Annotated in this window: 21 protein-coding genes, 1 tRNA gene and 1 riboswitch; of the genes, 14 read left to right on the forward strand and 8 right to left on the reverse strand. The window is 55.0% G+C overall.

What is annotated here, in order from left to right:
* The first annotated feature begins 16 nt into the window (after positions 1–16).
* On the forward strand, positions 17–649 hold the full coding sequence (locus tag H7U36_RS12795; RefSeq protein ID WP_033126549.1) for a Type 1 glutamine amidotransferase-like domain-containing protein: 633 nt from the start codon (positions 17–19) through the stop codon (positions 647–649).
* 209 nt (positions 650–858) lie between these two features.
* Here H7U36_RS12795 and H7U36_RS12800 read toward each other — a convergent pair whose 3' ends face one another.
* Together H7U36_RS12800 and H7U36_RS12805 are read right to left on the reverse strand one after the other, a co-directional pair.
* Positions 859–2,589, reverse strand: coding sequence for an ABC transporter ATP-binding protein (locus H7U36_RS12800; protein WP_033126548.1), 1,731 nt, complete (start codon positions 2,587–2,589; stop codon positions 859–861).
* A gap of 88 nt (positions 2,590–2,677) precedes the next feature.
* Positions 2,678–3,328: a TetR/AcrR family transcriptional regulator gene (locus H7U36_RS12805; protein WP_033126547.1), complete on the reverse strand. Its 651-nt coding sequence runs from the start codon at positions 3,326–3,328 to the stop codon at positions 2,678–2,680.
* Between the two features lie 112 nt (positions 3,329–3,440).
* On the opposite strand from H7U36_RS12805, the gene H7U36_RS15325 reads away from it, so the two are divergent.
* The 11 genes from H7U36_RS15325 (at position 3,441) to thiC (ending at position 16,694) form a co-directional block, all read left to right on the forward strand.
* Positions 3,441–3,572 (forward strand): hypothetical protein, encoded by a 132-nt coding sequence (locus H7U36_RS15325; RefSeq protein WP_255349850.1) that lies wholly within the window; start codon positions 3,441–3,443, stop codon positions 3,570–3,572.
* 190 nt (positions 3,573–3,762) lie between these two features.
* Positions 3,763–4,602, forward strand: coding sequence for a BglG family transcription antiterminator LicT (gene licT / locus H7U36_RS12810; protein ID WP_033126545.1), 840 nt, complete (start codon positions 3,763–3,765; stop codon positions 4,600–4,602).
* Positions 4,603–4,743: 141 nt separating this feature from the next.
* Positions 4,744–6,645 (forward strand): beta-glucoside-specific PTS transporter subunit IIABC, encoded by a 1,902-nt coding sequence (locus tag H7U36_RS12815; protein ID WP_033126544.1) that lies wholly within the window; start codon positions 4,744–4,746, stop codon positions 6,643–6,645.
* A gap of 24 nt (positions 6,646–6,669) precedes the next feature.
* On the forward strand, positions 6,670–8,130 hold the full coding sequence (locus H7U36_RS12820) for a glycoside hydrolase family 1 protein (RefSeq protein WP_033126543.1): 1,461 nt from the start codon (positions 6,670–6,672) through the stop codon (positions 8,128–8,130).
* Positions 8,131–8,295: 165 nt separating this feature from the next.
* On the forward strand, positions 8,296–8,862 hold the full coding sequence (locus tag H7U36_RS12825; protein WP_033126542.1) for a CDP-alcohol phosphatidyltransferase family protein: 567 nt from the start codon (positions 8,296–8,298) through the stop codon (positions 8,860–8,862).
* Between the two features lie 192 nt (positions 8,863–9,054).
* A complete protein-coding gene (locus H7U36_RS12830) occupies positions 9,055–9,807 on the forward strand; it encodes a TetR/AcrR family transcriptional regulator (protein ID WP_242842864.1) in 753 nt (250 codons plus the stop codon).
* Between the two features lie 62 nt (positions 9,808–9,869).
* Positions 9,870–11,690 (forward strand): ABC transporter ATP-binding protein, encoded by a 1,821-nt coding sequence (locus H7U36_RS12835; RefSeq protein ID WP_052084099.1) that lies wholly within the window; start codon positions 9,870–9,872, stop codon positions 11,688–11,690.
* Positions 11,683–13,416 carry an ABC transporter ATP-binding protein gene (locus H7U36_RS12840; RefSeq protein WP_033126540.1) on the forward strand — a complete coding sequence of 578 codons (1,734 nt, stop codon included), beginning with the start codon at positions 11,683–11,685 and terminating at the stop codon, positions 13,414–13,416. The genes H7U36_RS12835 and H7U36_RS12840 overlap by 8 nt, the downstream gene beginning before the upstream one ends.
* Positions 13,417–13,577: 161 nt before the next feature.
* Positions 13,578–14,243: a trimeric intracellular cation channel family protein gene (locus H7U36_RS12845; RefSeq protein WP_033126572.1), complete on the forward strand. Its 666-nt coding sequence runs from the start codon at positions 13,578–13,580 to the stop codon at positions 14,241–14,243.
* 68 nt (positions 14,244–14,311) lie between these two features.
* Positions 14,312–14,421, forward strand: a riboswitch (TPP riboswitch).
* Between the two features lie 209 nt (positions 14,422–14,630).
* On the forward strand, positions 14,631–15,140 hold the full coding sequence (gene thiW, locus H7U36_RS12850; protein ID WP_205156278.1) for an energy coupling factor transporter S component ThiW: 510 nt from the start codon (positions 14,631–14,633) through the stop codon (positions 15,138–15,140).
* 243 nt (positions 15,141–15,383) lie between these two features.
* Entirely contained in the window at positions 15,384–16,694 is a 1,311-nt protein-coding gene (gene thiC, locus H7U36_RS12855; protein ID WP_033126538.1) for a phosphomethylpyrimidine synthase ThiC, read from the forward strand.
* A gap of 23 nt (positions 16,695–16,717) precedes the next feature.
* Here the strand turns inward: thiC and H7U36_RS12860 are convergent, their stop codons facing one another.
* The 6 genes from H7U36_RS12860 to H7U36_RS12885 form a co-directional block, all read right to left on the reverse strand.
* Positions 16,718–17,548, reverse strand: a complete 831-nt coding sequence (locus tag H7U36_RS12860; protein ID WP_205156279.1) for a polysaccharide deacetylase family protein — start codon at positions 17,546–17,548, stop codon at positions 16,718–16,720.
* A gap of 152 nt (positions 17,549–17,700) precedes the next feature.
* Positions 17,701–18,891: an MFS transporter gene (locus H7U36_RS12865; RefSeq protein WP_205156280.1), complete on the reverse strand. Its 1,191-nt coding sequence runs from the start codon at positions 18,889–18,891 to the stop codon at positions 17,701–17,703.
* A 1-nt stretch (position 18,892) separates the two neighbouring features.
* Positions 18,893–19,279: a DUF1349 domain-containing protein gene (locus H7U36_RS12870; protein WP_243426765.1), complete on the reverse strand. Its 387-nt coding sequence runs from the start codon at positions 19,277–19,279 to the stop codon at positions 18,893–18,895.
* 102 nt (positions 19,280–19,381) lie between these two features.
* A complete protein-coding gene (locus H7U36_RS12875; protein ID WP_243426766.1) occupies positions 19,382–20,284 on the reverse strand; it encodes an AraC family transcriptional regulator in 903 nt (300 codons plus the stop codon).
* A gap of 118 nt (positions 20,285–20,402) precedes the next feature.
* Positions 20,403–20,473 (reverse strand) — tRNA-Trp (locus H7U36_RS12880).
* 120 nt (positions 20,474–20,593) lie between these two features.
* A complete protein-coding gene (locus tag H7U36_RS12885) occupies positions 20,594–21,805 on the reverse strand; it encodes an ion transporter (RefSeq protein WP_205156281.1) in 1,212 nt (403 codons plus the stop codon).
* 196 nt (positions 21,806–22,001) lie between these two features.
* On the opposite strand from H7U36_RS12885, the gene H7U36_RS12890 reads away from it, so the two are divergent.
* Positions 22,002–22,694 (forward strand): response regulator transcription factor, encoded by a 693-nt coding sequence (locus H7U36_RS12890; RefSeq protein ID WP_205156282.1) that lies wholly within the window; start codon positions 22,002–22,004, stop codon positions 22,692–22,694.
* Positions 22,695–23,717 carry a sensor histidine kinase gene (locus H7U36_RS12895; protein ID WP_205156283.1) on the forward strand — a complete coding sequence of 341 codons (1,023 nt, stop codon included), beginning with the start codon at positions 22,695–22,697 and terminating at the stop codon, positions 23,715–23,717.
* The last annotated feature ends 7 nt before the right edge of the window (positions 23,718–23,724 follow it).

Genomic DNA, 23,724 nt, shown 5'->3' on the forward strand with positions numbered 1-23,724 from the left:
GGAGCACAGGGAGAATATGAAGAAGATTTTACTGGTCTCCATGATGCATCGGGTCTTGGAGACTTTAAAGAGAGAGGAGCCTGACCTTGGGGGAAAAACGGTGTCGTACATCCCCACGGCGATTATAGGGGAAGCGGACGGCGATGCGGCCATCGTAAACGGAATGATAAAGGAAGAGACGGAAATGCTGGAAAGCCTGGGACTTAAGGTGGACGTGCTGGATGTCTCCGCTGCCTCCCGGGAAAAGATTTTCCACAGTCTGACAGAGAATGACCTGATCTTTGTGGGTGGGGGCAATACCTTTTTCCTGCTGCAGGAGCTGAAAAGGAGCGGAGCGGACAGACTGCTGATCCGGGAGGTGGAGCAGGGCAAGCTGTACATAGGCGAGTCGGCGGGTGCTGTCGTGGCCTGCCCGGACATCGGATACTGTGATCTTATGGACGCCCCGGAGAAGGCCCCGGAGCTTGAAACCTATTCCGCCCTCGGACTGGTGGATTTCTATGTGGTTCCCCACCTGGACAACGAAGAGATGGGGGAGGGGGCACGGAAGATCATTGAGACATATGGAGACAAGCTGGATTTGAAGGTCATTACGGATGAGCAGGCCATACTTGTGGAAGGGGATAAGGCTGAGATCTTAGATATGTAATCTTAAGCAGAAAGAAAAATCTGACGGAGGTCTGTATGAAGAGTGTGTTGTGTGAGAAATTAAAATTCTGACTTTATCCGGTTGCTATCCTGTTTACAGACGAGAAGCCGGCGGGGGCAGTGGACGGATGCAGGGCGACGGGAACAAAGTTCCAGGCGCCCTGTCCTGTCTTGCTGCGGCCCTGGGGTGAGATCCTGGGCCGCTTGTTTCTAAGCCGGCCTGCGGTTCCAGCCCTGGCTCTGCTCCCTGGCGCTTACAAGGTCCCGGTAGGGACCGCCTTCCTCCATGAGCAGGTCGTGGGTGCCCCGCTGGGCGATGCGGCCATCCCGGATGACCAGTATCTGGTCTGCGTCCCGGATGGTGTGGAGCCGGTGGGCGATGACCAGCAGGGTCTTGCCCCGGCACAGTTCACTGATGGCCTCCTGGATGTACTGTTCATTGTCCGCGTCCACGCTGGCTGTGGCCTCGTCCAGGACGATGACAGGGGCGTCCTTTAAGATGGCCCGGGCCAGGCAGATCCGCTGACGCTCCCCGCCGGAGAGCTGCTTTCCGCCGTCCCCAGCCATGGTGTGGATGCCCTCCGGCAGCCGGTCCAGGAATTCCATGCACTGGGCCTTCCTGGCGGCCTCCATGACCTCCTCGTCGGTGGCGGTCAGGCGGCCTGCGCGAATGTTTTCCAGAAGGCTGGTGTTAAAGAGGAACTGCTCCTGGGATACGTAGGAAATCTGGTCGTTCAGAGCCTGAAGGCTCATGTCCCGCAGGTCCTGGCCGCCCAAACGGATTGCCCCGCCGGTCACGTCGTAGTAGTGGACCAGGAGCTTTGCCAGGGTGGATTTCCCGGAGCCGGACTCCCCAACCAGGGCGGTCAGGCTTCCCTCCGGCACAGTCAGGGAGATGCCGTGGAGCACCTCCTCTCTGTAGGCGAAATGTACCCTGTCAAAGGTGACTGTGTGGTCCCTGCCGGAGAAGGGAGCCTCTGTCTGGGCGAGGGGCAGGGCGCTCATGAGCTGCTCCAGGGCATGGATCTTGTAGCTCACCTGGGGCATGGCGGCCAGGAAGGAGAGGGCCCTGAGAAGAGGGGCGCCTGTGCCGAAGGACATGCAGAGCACCAGGGCCAGGTCCGGCAGGGTGGAGTAGTCTTTCAGGACAAGGAAGGCACCCACAGGAAGGGTGAAGAGGGCCACGCAGGGAAGGATGCTGTTGTACAGCGCCATCCAGGGCCAGCACACCTTGTACCAGGCCAGGGTGAAATCCCGGTAGCCCCGGACATCCTGCTCAAAGCGCCGGTAGGAGTCCCCGTCCCGGTTGAAGACCTTCACCACCTCCATGCCGTTGATGTACTCCACAATGGTGTTGTTCATCTTCCGGGCTGAGGCGTAGTAGTCCCCCACCTTGCTGGTGCCCGCCTGGTACATGGCGCCCATGGCGGCCAGCCCCAGGGGGAGGGAGCAAAGGGACAGCAGGGCCAGCTTCCAGTCTACGAAGAACATGGCGATGAACACAAAGAACGGCACAGCCACATTGGCCAGCCCCTCGGGCAGGGCGTGGGCCAGCAGGAGCTCGATGGAGTCAATGTCGTCAGTGAACATTTTTTTCAGCGTGCCTGTGCCCTTCTCCTTTATGACTCCCAGGGGCTGCTTTTCCAGGCGGCCCTGCAGGGAGACCCGGAGATTGCGCAGCGTGCTGTAGGCAGCCCGGTGGGAGAGGGACAGGCCCTTCACGTAGAGCAGAGCGTAGAGCACCCCGCACAGGGCGATGGCCGCCGCCCACAGAAGGGACTGACCGGGATTTGCCAGCTCCCCGGTGAGAGGCGGGGCGATGAGCCGGTAGATGGAGAAATAGGGGAGTACGCTCATGAGCACGCCCAGCAGCATGACTGCTATGGACGCATAGGTGGTCCGGCGGTATTCCCCGGCATATTCCAGAACCTTTTTAAACATGTCTTAAACCTCCTTTTTTGGTTAGGAAAAACTAACTTACGAGAGAAAAGAAAGCCCTCCCCGAAGAGAGGGGCTGTGAGGGGCGTGTCTAGGGGGAGAGGCTGCTTTCCTGTCCCGGCTCTGTCGTCCGGAAGCCAAGGGCCTGGTGCCAGTTGAACAGCCTGCACACGATGTGACAGTGCGCCTCGATCTGCTCCCATGTAAAATGGTGGATAAAGGGCTCATAGATGGTAGTCCAGAATGCGGACAGGAGGATGTGGAGCTCATCCGGATTCACATCCTTCCTGCAGAGCCCCCTCCTTTTCGCCTCCTCCAGGAAGGCGCTGGTGGCTTTTGTGAGGAGGGCCACCCAGTCGTGGGCAAAGCGGGAGTACCTGGTCCCCTCCGAGCAGGCAAGGAGCAGGTAGAAATCATCGTGCCTGTCGTAGAGGTATCGGAACCACCACATCATGTCGGAGTGGTCCATGTCCCACGCTTTGATCAGCTCTTCGTCGGACATGAGGGAAAGCTCTCTGTCCCCCCGCTGAGACGCCACAGAGTACAGCTCCTCCACGGTCTGCCGTACAGTGGCGCTGAACAGGTCCTCCTTGCCCTTGTAGCGCTTGTAGAGGGCACCGGTGGTGACACCTGCGCCCTCGCAGATGGATTTCAGGGACGCCTTCTCAAAACCCTTCTCCAGGAATTCTTTCCGGGCGCTCTCGATAATGCGCGGGTCAATGGAATGGTCGGGTACTGCCATGGTCGTGCCTCCTTACTTTGCATGGAAAGCAACTGATAATTTGATTACCGATAATCTGATTATCAATATAACAGAGAGAGAGGCAAATGTCAAGGAGAATGTGACGTACAATATGTTTGAGATAGAAATGCGAAGTCCGAAAAGGGAATGGCGGTCAGGGTTTCAGAAGGAGGCCGTTTCCGGCTCCGAGGCAGAGGGAATGATTTTGGAAATATTGCATAAAAAGAAGAGCGGGAAGTTGTGATATATGATGAAAAGAAAAATAGCTATAGACAAATGGACCGAGAGCTGTTAATATATACAGGTAAATTAAGTTTGTTATTACGTAATGGTAAGCAAGACTGTTTATAATACTGACTGGGATAAATAGTATTATAGGCAGTTTTTTTTATGGCAGAGCCGTTTTGGATGCTTGCCGGAGGGGGCAGGAACAGGTGAAGATCGTCAGAGTTCTGAATACAAATGCAGTTGTATCGCTGGACCTGTGCGGCCGGGAAATCATCATTACCGGCGCCGGCATCGGGTTTAAAAAGAAAAAGGGTGAAGAGCTGGACAAGTCCCGCGTGGAGAAGATTTATTGTCTGAAGAGTGCGGAGGATAATTACAGGCTCCAGCAGGTGGTGAGAGAAATCTCGGAGAAATATCTGGAGATTGCCGGCAAGGTAGTCAATGCTTCTAGAGAAGCAGGACTGAAGGTGAGAGATACCCTCTATGTGACATTGACTGATCACATCAATTCCGCTGTGGAGAGATACCAGAGCGGAATCAGCCTTAAGAATCTGATGCGACACGAGATCCGAAAATTTTATCCACAGGAATACAGGGTGGCCAAGGAGGCCATTGAGTGGATACGGAAGATGACAGATATTGATCTGGGAGAAGACGAGGCGGGATTTATCGCCATGCACATTATATCCTCAGAGCTTGAGAGCAGCGAGGTTTCAGATGTGCAGAAGATGACAGAGCTAATTAATGCCATTATCAAGATTGTAAAAATACATTTCAGGATTGAATTTGACGAGGATTCTGTGTCCTATCAGAGGTTTCTGACGCATTTAAAATTTTTCTCAGCCAGAGTCCTGGACGGTGAGGTCTATCAAGACAGCATGGGGGAGATATACCAGGCAATGGTGGCACAAAACGGGCATGCCTATACGGGGGTGGAAAAGGTGGCCCGGTTCATTGAAAAGCAGTACGGATACCGGATCAGCATAGATGAGGAGCTGTATCTGCTGATTCATATAAAGAGAATACTGGACGAACAGCATCGCTAGTTCGCAGGTTTGTTATTATTCAGTTAAGCAAGACCTGGCCCTGAAGGGTACATTTCCCGGGAAAATGTGCTCTTTAAGGCTAGGTCTTTCTTTTTCCGGATACTTCCGGGATACATATATTAATTCTAATGAGGTGAAGATATGGATTACGCAAATGTTGCAAAGAAAATCCTGCAGCGTGTAGGAGGAAAAGAAAATGTGATCAGCCTTGTACATTGTATGACCAGGCTAAGATTCACGCTGAAAGACGAGTCCATTGTGGACGACGAGGCAGTGAAAAAGACAAAAGGTGTTATGGGAGTGATGAAGAAGGCAGGACAGTACCAGATCATCATAGGAAATGACGTGGCCAATGTCTTTGCAGAGCTGAATAAGCTTGGCAACTTCTCAAACGAGGCTCCGAAGAAAGCACCACAGAAGCAGGAAAAGAAGGGAATCGTCTCTATGCTGATGGATACGATTTCCGGCATTATGGCGCCGGTTATTCCAGCAATCATCGGCGCAGCCATGATCAAGGTGCTTTTGACGCTACTGCCCATGATAGGTGTGCTTGATACAGAAGGGAATACCTATAACCTGTTAAGCGTTATGGGAGACGGAGCTTTTTTCTTTATGCCTGTTTTGATTGCCATTTCTGCATCAAAGAAATTCGGGACAAATATGTACTATGCGGCCAGCATTGCGCTTATCATGCTCCATCCCAATTTTATTTCTCTGATGAGCAATGCAAATGAGGCAGGGGAGGTGGTAAAATTCCTCGGCTTTATTCCGGTTACCTATGCTTCCTATTCCTACTCGGTCATCCCGATCATCCTGGCAGTATGGTCCCTAAAGTATGTGGAGAAGCTGGCAGATAAGATTACGCCCGTGGTGACCAAGAACTTCCTGCGCCCCATGCTGGTGGTGCTGATCGAGGCACCGATCGCCCTGATCGTACTGGGACCTCTGGGGGCAATCCTGGGCAATGTCCTGTCAGATATCGTATACTTTATCCATGACCAGCTCGGCTTTATCGCCATCGGATTGGTGGCCGGTATTTATCCGTTTGTTGTCATGGCCGGCATGCACCACGCATTTACCCCGATAAAGCTCGGTATGATCGCAACAACCGGATATGAGAACTTTATCTGTATCGGTGAGCTATGCTCCAACATGGCGCAGGGTGCTGCTTCTCTCGCCGTATCTGTAAAGAGCAAAAACAAAGACTTCAAACAGGTTGCCGGCTCCTCCGCGTTTTCCGCACTTGTGGCAGGTATTACAGAGCCCGCTCTCTACGGTGTGACACTGAGACTGAAAAGGCCAATGCTGGGGGCCTGCATCGGAGCTGTCGCAGGCGGACTCTTCGGCGGTTTTTTCCAGATGAAGTGCTTTGGCATCGCGACACCGGCAATCGTGACGATCGTCCAGTATGTGGAGGAGGACAGAGCAGCCAGCCTTCTGATAGCGGCCCTTACCATTGTCATAACAGTCATTGTGGCATTTATCGCCACTATGCTGATCGGCTTTGAAGATATTGTGGACGAGGATGACGAGGATGAGGCTATCCTGGCAGAAGAGGCCCAGCCTGCAGCCGCTCCCCTTCCAGAGGGAAAAGAAATCCGTATCCTGAGCCCTATCCAGGGAGAGTGCATTCCGCTGGAGCAGGTGAAGGACGCTACATTTTCACAGGGAATCCTGGGAAAAGGAGCCGCTGTCATCCCGGAGAAGGGCGAAGTGGCATCCCCCTTTGACGGGAAGATAGATATGATGTTTGAGACCGGACATGCGGTCGGGATGACCAGCAGTGACGGTGTGGAATTGCTGATACATGTAGGCATGGACACGGTAAATCTGGAGGGAAAATATTTCTATCCGAAAAAGGCTTCCGGAGATACAGTCAAGAAGGGAGAAGTTATCCTGGAGTTTGACAAGGATGAGATCGTGAAGGCGGGATATGACATCACGACTCCGGTCATCGTATCCAACACGGATGCATTTGCGGATGTGTCTGCCACCGCCTCCGGGCCGGTGAAGGAGCTTGATGAGATACTGGTAGTACGCTGATTGAAAAGAAAAGGAGGAAGAGACATGGAACAGATGAGAGCATCAGGATTTCCGGAGGGATTTCTCTGGGGGAGTGCTTCTGCCGCCTATCAGATAGAAGGCGGATGGAAGGAAGGCGGAAAAGGGATGACGAACTGGGATGCGTTTGTGCGCATCCCGGGCAAGACCTACAAAGCCACCACAGGAGATGTGGCAGTGGACCACTATCACAGGTACAAAGAAGATATTGCGCTGATGGCAGAGATGGGGCTGAAGACATACCGTTTCTCTGTCTCCTGGGCCAGGATCTTCCCTGAGGGGACCGGGGAAGTCAACGAGGAGGGAATGGCCTTTTACCAGGATATCATTGACGAGTGCCTGAAATACAGCATAGAGCCTATGGTGACCATTTACCACTGGGATCTGCCCCAGGCCCTTGTCGATGAGTATCGGGGGTGGGAGAGCCCCCGCATCATCGATGATTATGTACAGTATGCAAAAACGCTGTTTTCCAGGTTTGACGGAAAGGTGAAGTACTGGATCACTCTGAACGAGCAGAATATATTTACCTCGCTGGGATGGCTGACAGCCCAGCATCCGCCGGGCAAATTTGATGACCAGAAAATGTTCTATCAGGTCAACCATCATGCGTTTATGGCTCATGCAAAGGCAGTGCTGGCCTATCGGCAGATGGGCGGGAAGGGACAGATAGGGGCAAGCTTCGCCTACACACCCTCCTATGCCCTGGACTGCAGGCCTATCAACGCTATGGCAAAAGCCAACTACGATGACCTGAAAAACTACTGGTGGATGGATGTCTATGCATACGGGCGCTATCCTGTTGCGGCGATGACATATCTGAAGAAAAAGGGGATCGCGCCGGACATGGCTGATGGAGATGAGGAGATTCTCAGACAGGCGGCAGCGCAGATCACGTTTATGGGCGTGAACTATTACCAGAGCTGCGTCTGCGAGTACAATCCGATGGACGGGGCCACTCCCTACGGGACTATGAACACGACCGGCGTCAAGGGCTCCGCCCAGGAGCTGGGGATGCCGGGGATTTACAAAAATCCGGCCAACCCGTATCTGCTGACCACAGACTGGGACTGGAGTATCGATCCTTCGGGACTTCAGTTCTGCTGCAGAGAGATTACGAGCCGCTATGCGCTGCCCATAGTCATCTCTGAGAACGGGCTGGGAGCCTTTGACAAGAAGACTGAGGACGGTCAGATACATGACGAGTACAGGATCTGCTATCTGAAGGAGCATATCAAGGCGCTGGGAGAAGCTGTGGAGGAGGGCTGCCAGGTACTGGCCTACTGCACCTGGTCCTTTACCGACCTTCTGAGCTGGCTGAACGGATATCAGAAGCGGTACGGCTTTATCTATGTGGACCGGGAAGAGGAGGAGGGCGGCACGCTGGACCGCTTCAGGAAGGACAGCTTCTACTGGTACAAGAAAGTCATTGAGACAAACGGGAAGGTGCTCTTTGAAGAGGAGTAGAGTGCGGGAGCTTTATTAAGGAGCTGACCTGATTTTTCCGGGATGCCTTGCCTGAGGGCTGACTTTGGTATATACTTTTACACAGACAGACCTCAGGGCTTTTCTGTCGGGCGGCGGTGTCCGGCAGATGGACAATGAGGCCAAGATAAAAAGGAGCATCCCGCCATGAAGCATGAAGAGACAACCCGCAGGATACTGACCATTCCCAATCTCCTGTCCTTTTTCCGGCTCTGCCTGATACCGGTCTTTGCCTGGCTGTACTGCGTGCAGAAGGAGTATATATGGACCGGCATCGTGCTGGTGATATCAGGCCTGACGGACACGGCGGACGGGCTCATAGCCAGGCATTTTCATATGACCAGCGACCTGGGGAAGGTGCTGGACCCGGTGGCGGACAAGCTGACCCAGGCAGCCATGCTGGCCTGTCTCCTGACCAGATTTCCCCTCATGGCAGTCCCGCTTGCCATCATGGTGGTAAAAGAAATCTTCATGGCCATCACCGGACTTCTGGTGATACGGAAGACGGGCAGCGTGTTCGGGGCTGACTGGCACGGAAAGGTCACCACCTGGCTGATTTACGCCATGATGGTCCTGCACCTGTTCTGGTACAATATCCCTGAGGGGGTATCCCGGCTCCTGATCGGAATCTGTGCGGCCATGCTGCTTTTGTCCTTTGCCCTCTACGGCATCCATCACATCAGGACCCTGCGGGGAACACAGACAGAGAAATAACCGCAAAATCGCGTGAAAATGATCAGTCAACAGCCGGCAGGCTCCAGAGGACAGGAGCCTGCCTTTTCTTATACCTTTATCCCAGTTGAGAAAAAATCTCATATACAGCCCTTCCTCTTGTGCCCGGACACATTTTCTGCTACACTGATAACAGTGTTAGCACACACTGTTATCTCTGCCGGAAGGTCCGATGTGAAAGGGGCCGCAGCAGCGGAGGCTGTTTCCGGCGGGGAGAGGCAGGATACAAAGGGGAGGAAGGCCATGGAAGAAGAGAAGGGAACACAGGAGAGGATCCTTGAGGCGGCCCGGGAGGAATTCCTGGAAAAGGGCTTTGAGCGGGCTTCCCTTCGCAGGATCGTGAAGGAGGCGGGCGTCACCACCGGGGCATTTTACCGGTATTACCCCACAAAGGAGGCCCTCTTTGACGCTCTGGCAGGGCCCCACGCCAGGGCAGTGATGGGTTTTTTTGACCAGGGACTTGCCGCCATCCGGGAGATGCCCGCCAGTGAGCAGACCGGCGCCATGTCCCGGGTGACAGGCGACTGTATAGGGCAGATCCTGGACTATGTGTATGACCATTACACAGAGTGCAAGCTCCTCATCTGCTCCGCCGGGGGCACGTCCTATGAACAGTTTATCCATGAGATGACAGAGAAGGAGGTGGAGGCCACCTACCGCTACATCGAGGCCGTGGAGTCCACAGGACATCCCATGCCCGAGATAGACAGGGAGCTGTGTCACATGATCTCCAGCGGCCTGTTTACTGGCATGTTTGAGATGGTGGCCCACGATATGGAAAAGGAGGCGGCGTCCAGGCGGATACGGCAGCTGAGGGAGTTCCACACCGGCGGGTGGATGCGGATCATGGGCGTTGATTTTGACGGGGGCGAAGCCAGGGAGGCCGGTGAAGATGCGGATACACAGAGCGGCGGCGAAAGCCGCTGAGGAGAAAACAGGGAGCATTCCCTTTTTCTTTTGCCAGACGGTTAGAAATAACTAACGCACGGATGAGACGGAAGGTAAGAATAAAGGAGGGATTTCATTTGGAAGCAAAAAGAAAGAAGGAAAGGTCTACCCTGGGGTGGGTCATGACATTTGCGGGAACCCACAGGGGGCTCTACGCAGTCAGCGTGGCGGTGGCAGCCGTGGGCGTGGTGTGCGGAGTCATCCCCTATTTGATCATGGGGGATATGATCCACAGACTGGTGGAGGGGGACAGGAACTGGCAGGCCTATCTGGCGTCCGGCCTTGTCATGGCCGCGTTCTGGACGGCCAGGGTCATCCTTCACAGCATTTCCACAACCTGCTCCCACAAGGCCACCTTTCATGTGCTGGCCCAGCTGCGCAGGATGATGTGCGACAAGCTGTCCCGGGTTCCGTTAGGGTACGTGAAGGACAGACCGTCAGGGACGCTGAAGAACATCATGATGGAGAGGACGGACAGCATTGAGACCACGCTGGCCCACGTGCTGCCGGAGTTTACGGGAAATATACTGGCCCCGGTGCTGGTGTTCCTCTACATGCTGACCATCGACTGGAGGATGGCGCTCATCTCTCTTATCACCCTGCCCCTGGGACTTTTGTTCTACTCCATGATGATGATCGGGTACGAGGAGAACTACAAAAATGTACTGGCAAAGACAAAGACCTTAAATGACACAGCGGTGGAGTACATCAACGGCATCGAGGTCATCAAGGCCTTCGGGAAGGCGAAGACCTCCTACGACCGGTTTGTCACAGCGGCAAAGGAGGGGGCGGCCTGCTATGTGGAGTGGATGCGAAAGTGCAATATCCCCTTCTCCCTGGGCATGGTGGTGATCCCCTGCACGGCCCTGACGGTGCTGCCCTTTGGGGGACTCTTTGTCAGGAACGGCAGCCTGGCTCCGGTGGATTTCATCATGATCATCCTGCTGTCCGTGGGCCTCATCCAGCCCCTTATCACCTGCATGTCCTACACAGACGACCTGGGAAAGATGGGGACCATCATCGGGGAGGTGACAGAGATCCTTACACAGGAGGAGCTGGACCGGCCAAAGAAGGACAGGGCCAGACCTTCGGACCACTCTGTCACGCTGGAGAACGTTCATTTTGCCTACCACGACAGGGAGGTGCTCCACGGCGTCAGCATGGAGATCTCCTCGGGCAGCGTCGCCGCCCTTGTGGGGCCCTCCGGTTCCGGCAAGTCCACCATCGCCAAGCTGATCGCCTCCCTCTGGGATGTGAAGGAGGGGAGCATCCGGATCGGCGGCGTGGACATCCGGGATCTGTCCCTGGAGGAGTATAACCGGAGGATCGCCTACGTCTCCCAGGACAATTACCTCTTTGACGACACCATCCGGGAAAATATCCGTATGGGGCGCCCCGGCGCCACGGACGGGGAGGTGGAGGAGGTGGCCAGAAGGAGCGGCTGCCACGACTTCATCATGGGCCTGGAAAAAGGCTACGACACAGTGGCAGGGGGCAGCGGCGGCCATCTGTCCGGCGGCGAGCGGCAGCGCATCGCCATTGCCCGGGCTATGCTGAAGGACGCGCCCATCGTGATACTGGATGAGGCCTCTGCCTACATGGACCCGGAGAACGAGGCGGTGATCCAGGCCTCCGTGGCCAGGCTGGTGCAGGGAAAGACGCTTATCGTCATCGCCCACCGCCTGTCCACCGTCAGCGATGCGGATCGGATCTTTGTGATCCGGGATGGCAGGGTGGACGCCGCGGGAACCCACGGGGAGCTGCTGGCCCAGGGCGGTCTCTACAGCCAGATGTGGGCGGCCCACATGTCCGTGAAGGACCAGGCTGCCAAAAAAGAGGAAGGAGGGGAGCTTCATGCTTAAAATTCTGAGAAAATTTTTTGATTTCTGCGGGGGAGAGAACCGGCGCAAATTTTACCTGTCCATCTTCTTCGGCGTGCTGATGGCCCTCTTTGAGGCCCTGAAAATCCCGGCTATCGTGCTCATGCTGGACGCGGTCATCGGGGGAAATGTGACTACAGCGGTGATCTGGCAGTGCCTGGGCATCTGTCTTGTCAGCATCATCGGCGGCTTCATCGTGAAGTATTACAACACCATCATCCAGTGTGAGGCGGGCTACGGCACCGCGGCGGGGAAGCGGATCGAGATCGCAGAGCACCTGCGGTATCTGCCCATGGGCTATTTTAACAGCAACAGCATGGGATACATTACCTCCGTCACCACCAACACCATGGAGAACCTGGGGGACGTGGCCACCAGAGTGGTCATGCTCACCACCCAAGGCGTGCTCACCACCCTCATCATCGCAGCCATGCTGCTCTTTTACGACTGGCGGATCGGCCTGGTGGTGCTGGCGGGCCTTCTCCTTTTCTTCCTTGTCAACAGCCGGATGCAGAGGAAATCCGAGAAGGTCTCCCCGAGAAAGATCGCTGCCGACTCCGGCCTTGTGGAAAAGCTGCTGGAGTACATCCAGGGCATCATGGAGGTGCGGGCCTACAATATGACGAGTGCCCAGAGCCGGAAGCTGGATGCGGCTATCAGCGAAAATGAGGACTGCAACTTTACGCTGGAGAAGACATTTATTCCCTACATGTGCGTCCAGAATTTTGTCACCAAGATGACCGGCGTGGCCATGACCCTCCTGTCCATCTGGTTTTATCTGGCGGGTACAATGGATCTGATCGTGTGCATCTCCATGATGATCTGCTCCTTTATCGTCTATTCCAGCCTGGACTCGGCGGGAAACTACTCAGCTCTGCTGCGGACTGTGGACGTGAGCGTGGATAAGGCACAGGAAATCCTGGATCTGCAGCCCATGGACACAGAGGGCAGGGACCTGACGCCCAAAAGTCACGACATCGATGTGGAGGACATTGCGTTCTCCTACGATAAGAGGCCCATCATCGACGGGATCACGGTTCACATCCCGGAGCGGACCACCACAGCTATTGTGGGGCCCAGCGGAGGAGGAAAGACCACCCTGTGCCATCTCATCTCCCGGTTCTGGGATGTGGATCAGGGCTGCGTGCGGCTGGGAGGCGTGGATGTGCGGGATTACAGCATGGACAGCCTGATGAAAAATTTCAGCTTTGTGTTCCAGAACGTGTACCTGTTCCAGGACACGGTCGCCAACAACATCCGCTTCGGTCAGGAGGAGGCGCCCATGGAGAAGGTGGTGGAGGCCGCCAAAAAGGCCTGCTGTCACGAATTTATCATGGCTTTGCCTGAGGGCTATGACACGGTTATCGGCGAGGGCGGGGCTTCCCTGTCCGGGGGAGAGAAGCAGCGTCTGTCCGTCGCCCGGGCCATGATGAAGGACGCCCCGGTCATCATCCTGGATGAGGCCACGGCAAATGTGGACCCGGAGAATGAGAAGGAGCTGGTGGAGGCCATCGACGCTCTGACAAAGGAGAAGACCATCCTCATGATCGCCCACCGGCTGAAGACAGTCCGCCATGCAGACCAGATCCTTGTGGTGGATAAAGGGAAAATTGTCCAGAGAGGGCGTCATGAGGAGCTGATGCAGGAGGAGGGCATTTATCGGAGGTTTGTGAACGCCAGGGAGACGGCGGCGGGCTGGAAGCTGTGACGCCGGGACACTGGGGAGAGAGCGGCCGGCGCAAGGACAGCTGCTTATAGGTCTGCTTATCGGAGTTTTCTTTTTAGACTTGTCATGGTATGGAATTGTGCTATAATGACCTGGGCTGTTATGCCCTGTATGAGAATGATGAGTATGAGAGGAAAAGAAAAATGAGTGTGCAGGATAACATTGTCTTTATACTGGAGATCATCGGCACGGTGGCCTTTGCGGTCTCCGGCGCGCTGGTGGGCATCCGCAAATCTATGGATATATTTGGCGTGTGCGTGCTGGGAGTGGTCACCGCCGTGGGCGGAGGAGCTATTCGGGACGTGGTGGTAGGGATCATTCCTCCCAATGTGTTTCGGGATCCGGTCTACGCGACGGTGGCGGTCCTTGTGTCCTGCCTTGTATTCGGGGTGGCGTATTTTCGCAGCTTTCGCTCCAGCGGCAGGCTGGGAAAGCTGTACGACGGAGCCATGCTCCTGATGGACGCGGTGGGGCTGGGAATTTTTACTGTGGTGGGTGTCAACGCAGGCATCCAGCAGGGGCACGGGGACAATACATTCCTTCTGATCTTCACCGGCACAGTGACCGGCGTGGGAGGGGGACTTCTCCGGGACATCATGGCAGGGGTCCCGCCCTACATATTTGTCCGCCACATCTATGCCTGCGCTTCCATAGCCGGAGCCGTGGCCTGCACGCTTCTCTACAGGACGACCGGGATCACGACGGCCATGTTCGCCGGAGTGCTGCTTGTCCTGGGGATCCGGTGTCTGGCCTCCCACTACCGGTGGAACCTTCCCAGGGTCAGGATGGAGGAGCAGGTAACAAAATAGAGAACCGAAAATCCTTGCAAATGACCTCCGGCAGGTCTATAATGACAAGTGATCAGATACAGTTGAATAAGCGTGTCACGGGGAGCTGGCCGTTAGCCGGCTGAGAGGAGGCTGTTATCGTCTCGACCCGCAACCTGATTTGGATAATGCCAACGTAGGGATGTGTATTCGTGTGTGAAATGGAGATGCCCTCGTGCATCTCTTTTTGTTTGATAGAAAACCTTGTTTCTGTCAAACAAAACACTCCGTGGGATGCGCACTCGCGCAAAGCAGAAAATAGTCGCTAAAGCGACTGCGCTCGGCGCGAAAGTTCCGCAAGCGGAACTCTTATTTCACAGCAAAGCTTTCCACTGGATCTGAGGACATAGAGAAAGGAGCTGTGTATTGATGAAACAAAATACAGCAACGAAAAAGCTGGTGCTGGCGGGAGTTCTCACAGCCCTGGCCGTGGTGGGGAGTCTGATCAGTTTTCCCATAGCGGGCAGCAAATGCGCTCCGGTACAGCACATGGTCAACATTCTGGCCGCGGTTACGCTGGGACCCGGCTGGGGCGTGGGGATTGCGTTTACGGCAAGCCTTCTGCGCAATATCCTGGGGATCGGAAGCCTTCTGGCATTTCCCGGCAGCATGGTGGGAGCCCTCTGCTGCGGACTGGTCTATGCGGCCTGTAAGAAGCTGGCCCCGACCTGCGTGGCAGAGGCCCTTGGGACAGGCATCCTGGGCGGACTTTGCGCCTACCCGGCAGCCAAACTTCTGATGGGGATGGAGCCTGCGGGACTTTTCGTGTACGTTGTCCCGTTCCTCGTGTCTACAGTGGCGGGGAGCATACTGGCCTTTATCCTGATCACAGTGCTGGAGAAGGGCGGCGTGATGAGCCAGCTGCGGGCAGCAGGGTAAATGTGTTTATCGGAGGGCGTGCCCTCTGAAAAAGCGGCAGATTGGGGACACCACCTTCTGCCGCTATAGAAAAATCTGGTTGTACTGCAAAGGAGGAAATACAGCCATGATGATCACCGCGTTATACAGAGGTGAAGGCGTCGGCATCCGGACGGGGAGAAGGGAATTTTGCGTTCCTTTGTCCTGCGTTTTCCATGGCCGGCGTCGGAGAAAACAGGACAAATACAAATGGAGGTAGGAGAAATGGAAGCTTACACAACACAGATGGATGCGGCCCGCAAGGGCATTGTGACACCCCAGATCAAAAGGGTGGCAGAGAAGGAGAAGATGCCGGTAGAAAAGCTCATGCAGCTGGTGGCGGAAGGGAAGGTTGCGATCTGCGCCAACAAGCGCCACACCTGCCTGGATCCGGAGGGCGTGGGCAGCATGCTCCGCACAAAGATTAATGTAAACCTAGGGGTGTCCAGGGACTGCAAGGACTATGACATCGAGATGCAGAAGGTGATGAGCGCTGTCAATCTGGGGGCGGAGGCCATCATGGATCTCTCCAGCCACGGAAACACCCAGCCCTTCCGGCAGAAGCTGACAAGCGAGTGCCCGGTTATGATCGGGACAGTGCCGGTATATGACAGTGTGATTCATTATCAGAGGGATCTGGCCACTCTGACGGCCAAGGATTTCATTGATGTGATTCGTCTCCACGCGGAGGACGGAGTGGATTTTGTGACGCTCCACTGTGGCATTACCCGCAAGACCATTGAGCAGATCCGGAAGCACAAGAGAAAAATGAACATTGTGAGCCGGGGAGGAAGCCTGGTGTTTGCCTGGATGAGCATGACCGGGGAGGAGAACCCCTTTTATGAGTATTTTGACGAGATTTTGGACATCTGCGAGGAGTATGATGTGACCATCTCCCTGGGAGACGCCTGCCGTCCCGGCTGTCTGGCCGACGCCACAGACGTGTGCCAGATCGAGGAGCTGGTCCGCTTAGGCGAGCTGACCAAGCGGGCCTGGGACCACAATGTGCAGGTCATGGTAGAGGGACCGGGACATGTGCCCCTTGACCAGGTGGCTGCCAACATGGAAGTGCAGAAGAGCATCTGCATGGGCGCCCCCTTCTATGTACTTGGACCTCTCGTCACAGATATCGCGCCGGGCTACGATCACATCACAGCAGCCATCGGCGGCGCGGTGGCTGCCATGAGCGGCGCTGCCTTCCTGTGCTATGTGACGCCGGCAGAGCATCTGGCCCTTCCCAATGTGGATGACGTGAAGCAGGGCATCATCGCCTCCAAGATCGCGGCTCACGCGGCGGACATCGCCAAGGGTATCCCGGGTGCGAGAGATATAGACGACCGTATGGCCGAGGCGAGACAGAAGCTGGACTGGGATGCCCAGTTTGCATGTGCCCTTGATCCGGAGACAGCAAAAGCGATCCGGGACAGCAGGAGCCCGGAGGACGACCACAGCGACACATGCAGCATGTGCGGTAAATTCTGCGCGGTGCGCAGCATGAACAAAGCTCTGGCAGGGGAGTACATTGATATCCTCTAGGACAGGGGGTGCCTCTTTTTACGCTATCTGTCTGACTGGATCAGCTCTTCCAGGGAGCCGAAGGAGTAGCCCATGTCCTCCCATTTTCCCAGAAGCTCATCCATGATCTCCCCGTTGGTGGAGGAGGTGCTGTGGAGGAGGACGATGGCGCCCGGGTGGATGCGGCCAAGCAGCTTGTCAAAGGCCTCCTCCTTTGAGGGCTGGTCGTCCTGGTACCAGTCCACGTAGGCCAGGCTCCAGAAGAAGGTGTGGTAGCCAAGCTCTTTGGCCATCTTCAGATTTTCCACATTGTACTTCCCCTGGGGCGGGCGGTAAAGCTTTGTCATCTCCTTTCCGGTGATTTTTTTATAGGATGCTTCCACACCATCCAGCTCTTCCCGGAAGGTCTCCAGAGTGGAGATCCGGGACATATCGGGGTGGGTGGAGGTGTGGTTGCCTACAATGTGTCCTTCCTCCTCCATCCGGCGGATCAGGTCCGGGTTCTCAGAGATAAAATTGCCCACCACAAAAAAGGCGGCGGGAGCCTCGTGCTTTTTCAGTGCATCCAGGATGGGCTTGGTGTTGCCGTTCTCATAGCCTGCGTCAAAGGTCAGGTAGATCCGCTTTTTATCTGTGTCGCCCAGATAGTAGGCGTCGTACCGTGCCAGCTCCTGGGAGGTGGCGTTTCCCACAGGGGGCTGGCCCTCCTCCTGGAAGCCAAGGCCCCAGTTCCCCTCCGCGGAGGACTGGATCCGGTCAGAGTGGGAGGCGGCGACAAAGGAGGTCACCTGGGCGGCGGTGCGGCCGAGGAGAAAGGCGGCGGCCAGGAGAAGTGTGACCCGGAGGCAGGGGAGTGGTTTTATTTTGCGGTACATAGGGCTGTATCCTTGCTCTTACAGTTGTCTCTTTATTATATGATAGAGGCGGGCTGCGTATGACGGAGGAGATTTTATATCTTTCAGCGGGAAAAAGGCCGGAAGCGCTGTGAATGAGCGCTTCCGGCTTTCTCTGTACCATCCGGTTGCCTTCAAATGGAACCCTTCATCCTTCGGTTCACGGTAAGCAAGCCAATCACTAGAAGAATCGGAAAGATTGTAGCGGCCAGCAGTCCCGCTTTCAGATTGCCGTCAGCCAGTTCCGAGAGGCTCCCTACCAATGCCGGGCTTATTGTTCCGCCAAAATCTCCTGCTAATGCCAAAAAAGCGAACATAGCGGTGCCGCCTTGCGGACACTTTTGGGAAGAAAGGCTGATCGTGCCTGGCCACATAATGCCTACGCTGAAACCGCAAAGAGCGCACCCTGTCAGGCCAAGAAGCGGCACGGGGGAAAGGGAGGCCAGCAGATAGCAAGACACGCACAGCAAGCCGCTCAGCAGCATGGTTTTTGTCAGGTTCAGGTTCCCGCTCATTTTTCCATACAGCATACGGGAGATACCCATGAAAACAGCAAACAGACAGGGGCCAGCCAAATCCCCAACTGTTTTAGAGACGCCGAGTCCTGCCTCTGTAAAGGCGGATGCCCACTGCGCCATGGCCGCCTCGGATGCGCCGGAACAGATCATCAGTAAAATCATCATCCACAATAGCGGCAGTCGGAGCAGCCTGCGAAGAGGCAAGCTCTCGCCTTCTTCGACCAGACGCTCCATGGGACATGTGAGGAACTGAAAGACATTTACCAGCGGTACAAGTGCCCAGATCAGCGTGAGTATCCTCCAGTTCTCGGTGCCAAACACCGCAAAAAAGAGAGTGGAACCCAGGATTACGGCCACCGCACCCCAACAGTAAAAAGAGTGCAGTAAACTCATCCTGCCGTCCTTGTTTTCGAAGGGGCAGGCCTCTACGATAGGGCTTACCAGTACCTCCACAAGACCGCTACCGATGGCGTAAAACACCACTGCGATGAGGATACCCGGAAATGGCACAGGGAGTACTTCAGGGAGAACCGCCAGCAGCACAAGCCCTGCTGCTGAAACTGCCTGGGATGTCACCACACAGATGCGATAACCAATTTTGTCCGCAAACCTGCTCGCTCCAAGGTCAACCAGCAGCTGGGTGAGATAAAATACAACGGGGATCAGGGAAATCTTTTTCAACGAGATCCCGTAGGTATTTTGGAAAGTAAGAAACAGAAGGGGGGCGAAGTTGGCGGCTATGGCCTGGGTGACAAATCCCAGATAGCAGGCTGTCAGTGTTTTTTGATACTTTCTGGTTTCAGCCATATTACTTACCTGCCCGAATGTTTTTTAATGTTTTTTTTTCAATGCTGAGATTTTCATACACCCGGACGCCGCCGTCGCCTATCGGAGCCTGTGCCAGGAGTCCCACTTTGATGGCGGGATCCGCAGGGAGATGAAAATATCGTATCATATAAAAATTGACACCATCTACAGAGTAGTGAAACGCGAAATTGTTGCCCACCCGACAAACTCGCAGCCAGGCAGTGTTGCCTTCCAGATTGCATCCGTTGGCATCATCGGAATTCCCCTTTGTCACTACACTTGCCACAGTATGCGTACCAAAATCGGTAAGTTCAAAACAACATTTTGTCCAACAGTTCCGGCTCTTCCTCTGTTCGATCCGGCTTTTGTTTAACCACTTAAATTCCATGGTGGATCTCCTTTCAAACTCGAATTTAAGCGTATTATATAATCAAAACCTTCAAAGTCAAAGGCACTATAGCGTCAAATAGAAGCATTATTTACCCAAACTTCATTTCCGCTGGCGTTTTTCACCGGGTGAATATCCGTATCTTTTGCGAAATTGACGACTGAAGTAATTGACAGAATGAAATCCGCAGGCAAAACTGATCTCCTGCAGAGTCAGCGTGGTTTCCCGCAGCAAACGCTGCGCTGTTTGAAGGCGGTACTGAATGAGCGCCTCCACCGGAGAACACCCCAGAAAGGACTGGAAACAACGTCCCGCTTCGCTGCGGCTGATATTGGCGGCGTCGGCGATGTCTGTCAGAGTGACCGTTTGGTCGTAATTTTTGTAAATATATGACAGCATTTTCTGAAGCCGTATCTGGGCGTTCAGCTGTACCCGTGACGCTTCGGATTTTGGCAGAGAGTCAAAATTGCGAAAGACTGCTTCCAATATGCATGAGATATTGCGCTGAACCTCCAGCTCGTAACAATCGGAATGTTCCCGTATGGCGTGATACGTAGCGCGGATCCACCTGTGGACCTCTTTCCACAGACTGCTGTCGTGTCGGAACACAACAAAGGGCAGAGAGTTACACGCAAGAATCGGCTGGATATATTTCTGGTAGACAGAGCTGTTCTCCGGGGCAACCACTGTGGCGGAAAAAACAATGATCGGAAGGTGATCCGGCTCTGCGCCGGACAGCTGTCGGATTCCGTGGAGCACATTTTGGTTGACGAAGATGCTGTCCCCCGGCTCCAGAATCGTATGGGTTTGTCCCACTTGATAGTCAAGGACACCACTTTGCGCTGTGGCAATCTCAAAGTAGGGATGCCAGTGAATAGGTCCCGCATGGTCTGGCAGGGCGGCAAGCTCATCGCAATAAAATGCAATGGGAAAAGCTGAGATATCATGCGGTATCTGTTCCTGCAATTGATGATCAAGTAATATGGGCATTTTTGTTTTCTCCATCAGGATTTCTGTACATGTTGATAAAGACTAAGAATTAATAGTTGTATCGTGAATTTTTGGTAAAGATAAAAGCCCTGAGAAACAACGCTTTTACGCCGTTCCCAAGGCTTTTCAAAAGCAGGGGATGAGAGAATCGAACTCCCGCTAAGAGTTTTGGAGACTCCTGTCATACCATTTGACCAATCCCCTGTACCTGCTTCCGACTTAAATCGGTCACTAGATACTTATATCATATTTGCACACGTTTTGTCAATTATAAATTAAAAAAATCTATCAATATCTTTTGCCTGCTGTTTCCCTGCGGGAGAGCTACACCTCTATCTGCGTAGCGCTGGCCATGTGTATCTGGGAGTAGAAGATGACCATGTCCTGCTCCCGGAGGATCATGTTCCCGTTGGGAATCAGGGTGCGGCCCTTTCTCTTGACAAGGACGATGATAGATTTCCTCGAGATGTCCAGCTCCTGGATGCGCTGGCCGATCCAGGGATGGTTTTTCTGGAGTACCATTTCCTTGAGCTGGATGCGCTCACCCTGGTTGTTGTGGAAGGACTCGGCACCGAGAACCATGTCGTCTCCGGCCTTCAGCATCATGCTGCCCCGGGGGACGATGATCCGGTGATCCCGCTGTATGGCGGCTACGATGACCCGGGCCGGCAGGTGGAGCTGGGAGATGGTCTTTCCGGCCCACTTGTCCTGCTCTGTCAGGTGGATCTGTATGAAATGGATAGCTGCCTCCTGGCCGTACTCGCTCATCCTCTTGATGCGGGAGTACTGATCCACGAATCCGGCGGAGATGATACCTGTGGGGATGGCCACAATGCCCACGCCCAGAAAGGCGATAAAGATGCCGAACATCTTCCCCAGCACTGTAATGGGGTAAATGTCCCCGTAGCCCACGGTGAGAAGCGTGGACGCGGCCCACCAGATGCCGGAGAAGGCGTTGGAAAACACCTCCGGCTGGGCTTCATGCTCCAGACTGTACATGCACAGGCTGGAGGCCAGCATCAGCATGAGGATGATGAAGACTGAGGAGAAAAGCTGCTGCTTTTTGCTCACAATGACCTCCGTGATCACGTTCAGGGAGTCGTAGTAGGCGTTGATGCGGAACAGACGGAAAATGCGGATGATCCGGAACATGCGGAAGGCGATAGCCCCTGCCGGGAAAAAGAAGGGAAGATACTGGGGCAGGAAGGACAAAAGATCCACGATCCCGGTGAAGGAGGTCATGTATTTGAAGACAGCCCTGGGCTGTGTGCTGCCCGGATACAGATATTTTGCCGTCCAGATCCGCAGGAGGTAGTCCAGCAGGAACATGGCCACAGTGGCCTGCTCTATGACCATCAGGATGCCGCCGTAGGCAGCCCGGTACTCGTCAAAGGTGTAGACCATACTGGCCACCAGATTGAGAATGATGCAGAAGGCGTTGAAAAAATCATAGATGCGGCTGACATAGTCGTACTCTGTCCCCACCTCTATGATCTCAAAAATCCTTTTTCTCCTCTTTTCCCATGTGTCCTGCATATCGAAGGCCCTCCCCGCATTAAGCTTTCACAGATATTGTACAATATATTCCCGGGATTGCAAATGAAAAAGTTCCCGGCAGCGAGAGCTTTCTCTTGTCCCTTGGGGCCTGCTGAAATATAATGGTGATGTCGGCGCCGAAAGGGCCGGCTGCGCGATTTTATGTATGATTTTATGGACAAGGAGAATGTAAGACATGAGCGCGGGAAGGATCATGGTAGTGGAGGACGACCTGACGCTGAGCGCAGGCCTTTGCTTTGAACTGGATATGAACGGCTATCTCACCGTGGCCGCCTACAATATAAAGAAAGCCCGGCAGCTTGCCGGGGAGGACGATTTTGACCTGGTTATCCTGGACGTCAACCTGCCCGACGGCAGCGGGTTTGACCTTTGCCGGGAGCTGAAGGAGAGGGATCCCGGCCTGCCCGTCATCTTCCTCACGGCCAATGACCTGGAGGAGGACGTGGTGGCAGGCTTTGACCTGGGAGCGGACGACTATGTGACAAAGCCCTTCAGTATGAAAATCCTCCTCAAGAGAGTGGAGGCGGCACTGCGGCACGCCGGGGGGCGGGAGACTGCCCCGAAGGACCGGTGGGAGGACGGCTTTCTGTGTCTGGATTTTGCCGCTCTGACAGCCAGGAGGGGACAGGAGCAGATCGCCATCACCCCCAACGAGTACAGGCTGCTGCGGACGCTGACGGAGAACGGGGGAAATGTGCTCACCAGGCAGACCCTTCTGGGCAAGCTGTGGGACAGCGAGGGAAATTATATTGATGACCACACGCTGACCGTCACCATGAACCGTCTGCGGGCCAAGATTGAGGACGGGGAGCACACTTACATCAAGACGGTCCGGGGCATGGGCTATATCTGGACAGGGGGGAGATAGATGAGAGAGAAGAGGAGAAGGCTTCGGGAGGCGCTGCCATTTCTTGGAGCCATTGTTTTGGTCGGAGCTATGGCATGGCTTTTGTGGGAGTATGTCCCCCGCCGGGAGGTGCGGTATGGGCTCCTTGGGATCTGCGCCGGCCTCTTTCTCCTGGCCGCCTGGTGGCGTGCCTGGGTACGGCGGCAGGTGGCGGATTTTGCCGACTCTCTCTGCGACATCCTGGACAGTCTCATCGCCGGGGAGCCGGACAGATGGCCTCAGATCTATGAGGACAGCCTGACAGCAAAGGTGCAGGGAAAGCTCCTGCAGTTTTACGACATTGCCAGGGAAGCCAGAAGGGAGAGCCAGAGGGATAAGCAGACGATTCAGGAGCTGGTCAGTGATATCTCCCATCAGGTCAAAACGCCTATGGCGAATATCCGGATGTTCGCGGGTATTTTAAAGGAGCACGACCTGCCGGAGGAGAAGCGGCAGCAGTTTCTGGAAACTATGGAGGGGCAGATCGGGAAGCTGGATTTCCTCATGCAGTCCCTGATCAAGATGTCCCGTCTGGAGACAGGAACCTTTGTGCTGAAGCCGGAGGAGGCCTCTCTTGCGGACACCATTGCCCGGGCCATCAGCCTTGTATGGGCCGGGGCGGAGAAGAAGGAGATCGCGCTGGAGACAGAGTGCGGCAGCGATGTGGCGGTCAGACACGATCCCAGATGGACAGCGGAAGCCATTGGAAATATACTGGACAATGCGGTGAAATACACGCCACGGGGAGGAAGCATTACCGTGCGGGTGCGGCCCTGGCAGATCTACACGAGGATCGACATTGAGGACACGGGAATGGGCATTGCCCCGGACCATTACCACGATATTTTTAAGCGGTTTTACCGGGCTCAGGAGGCCTCCGGGCAGGACGGAGTGGGTCTTGGACTCTACCTGGCCCAGGAGATCATCCGGCAGGAGATGGGTTACATTACGGTGAAGTCAGAGCAGGGGAAGGGCTCCGTCTTCTCCGTGTTCCTGCCAAGCTGACAAAGGC

This window comes from Faecalicatena fissicatena (genome assembly GCF_016900595.1).
Classification (GTDB): Bacteria; Bacillota; Clostridia; order Lachnospirales; family Lachnospiraceae; genus Claveliimonas; species Claveliimonas intestinigallinarum.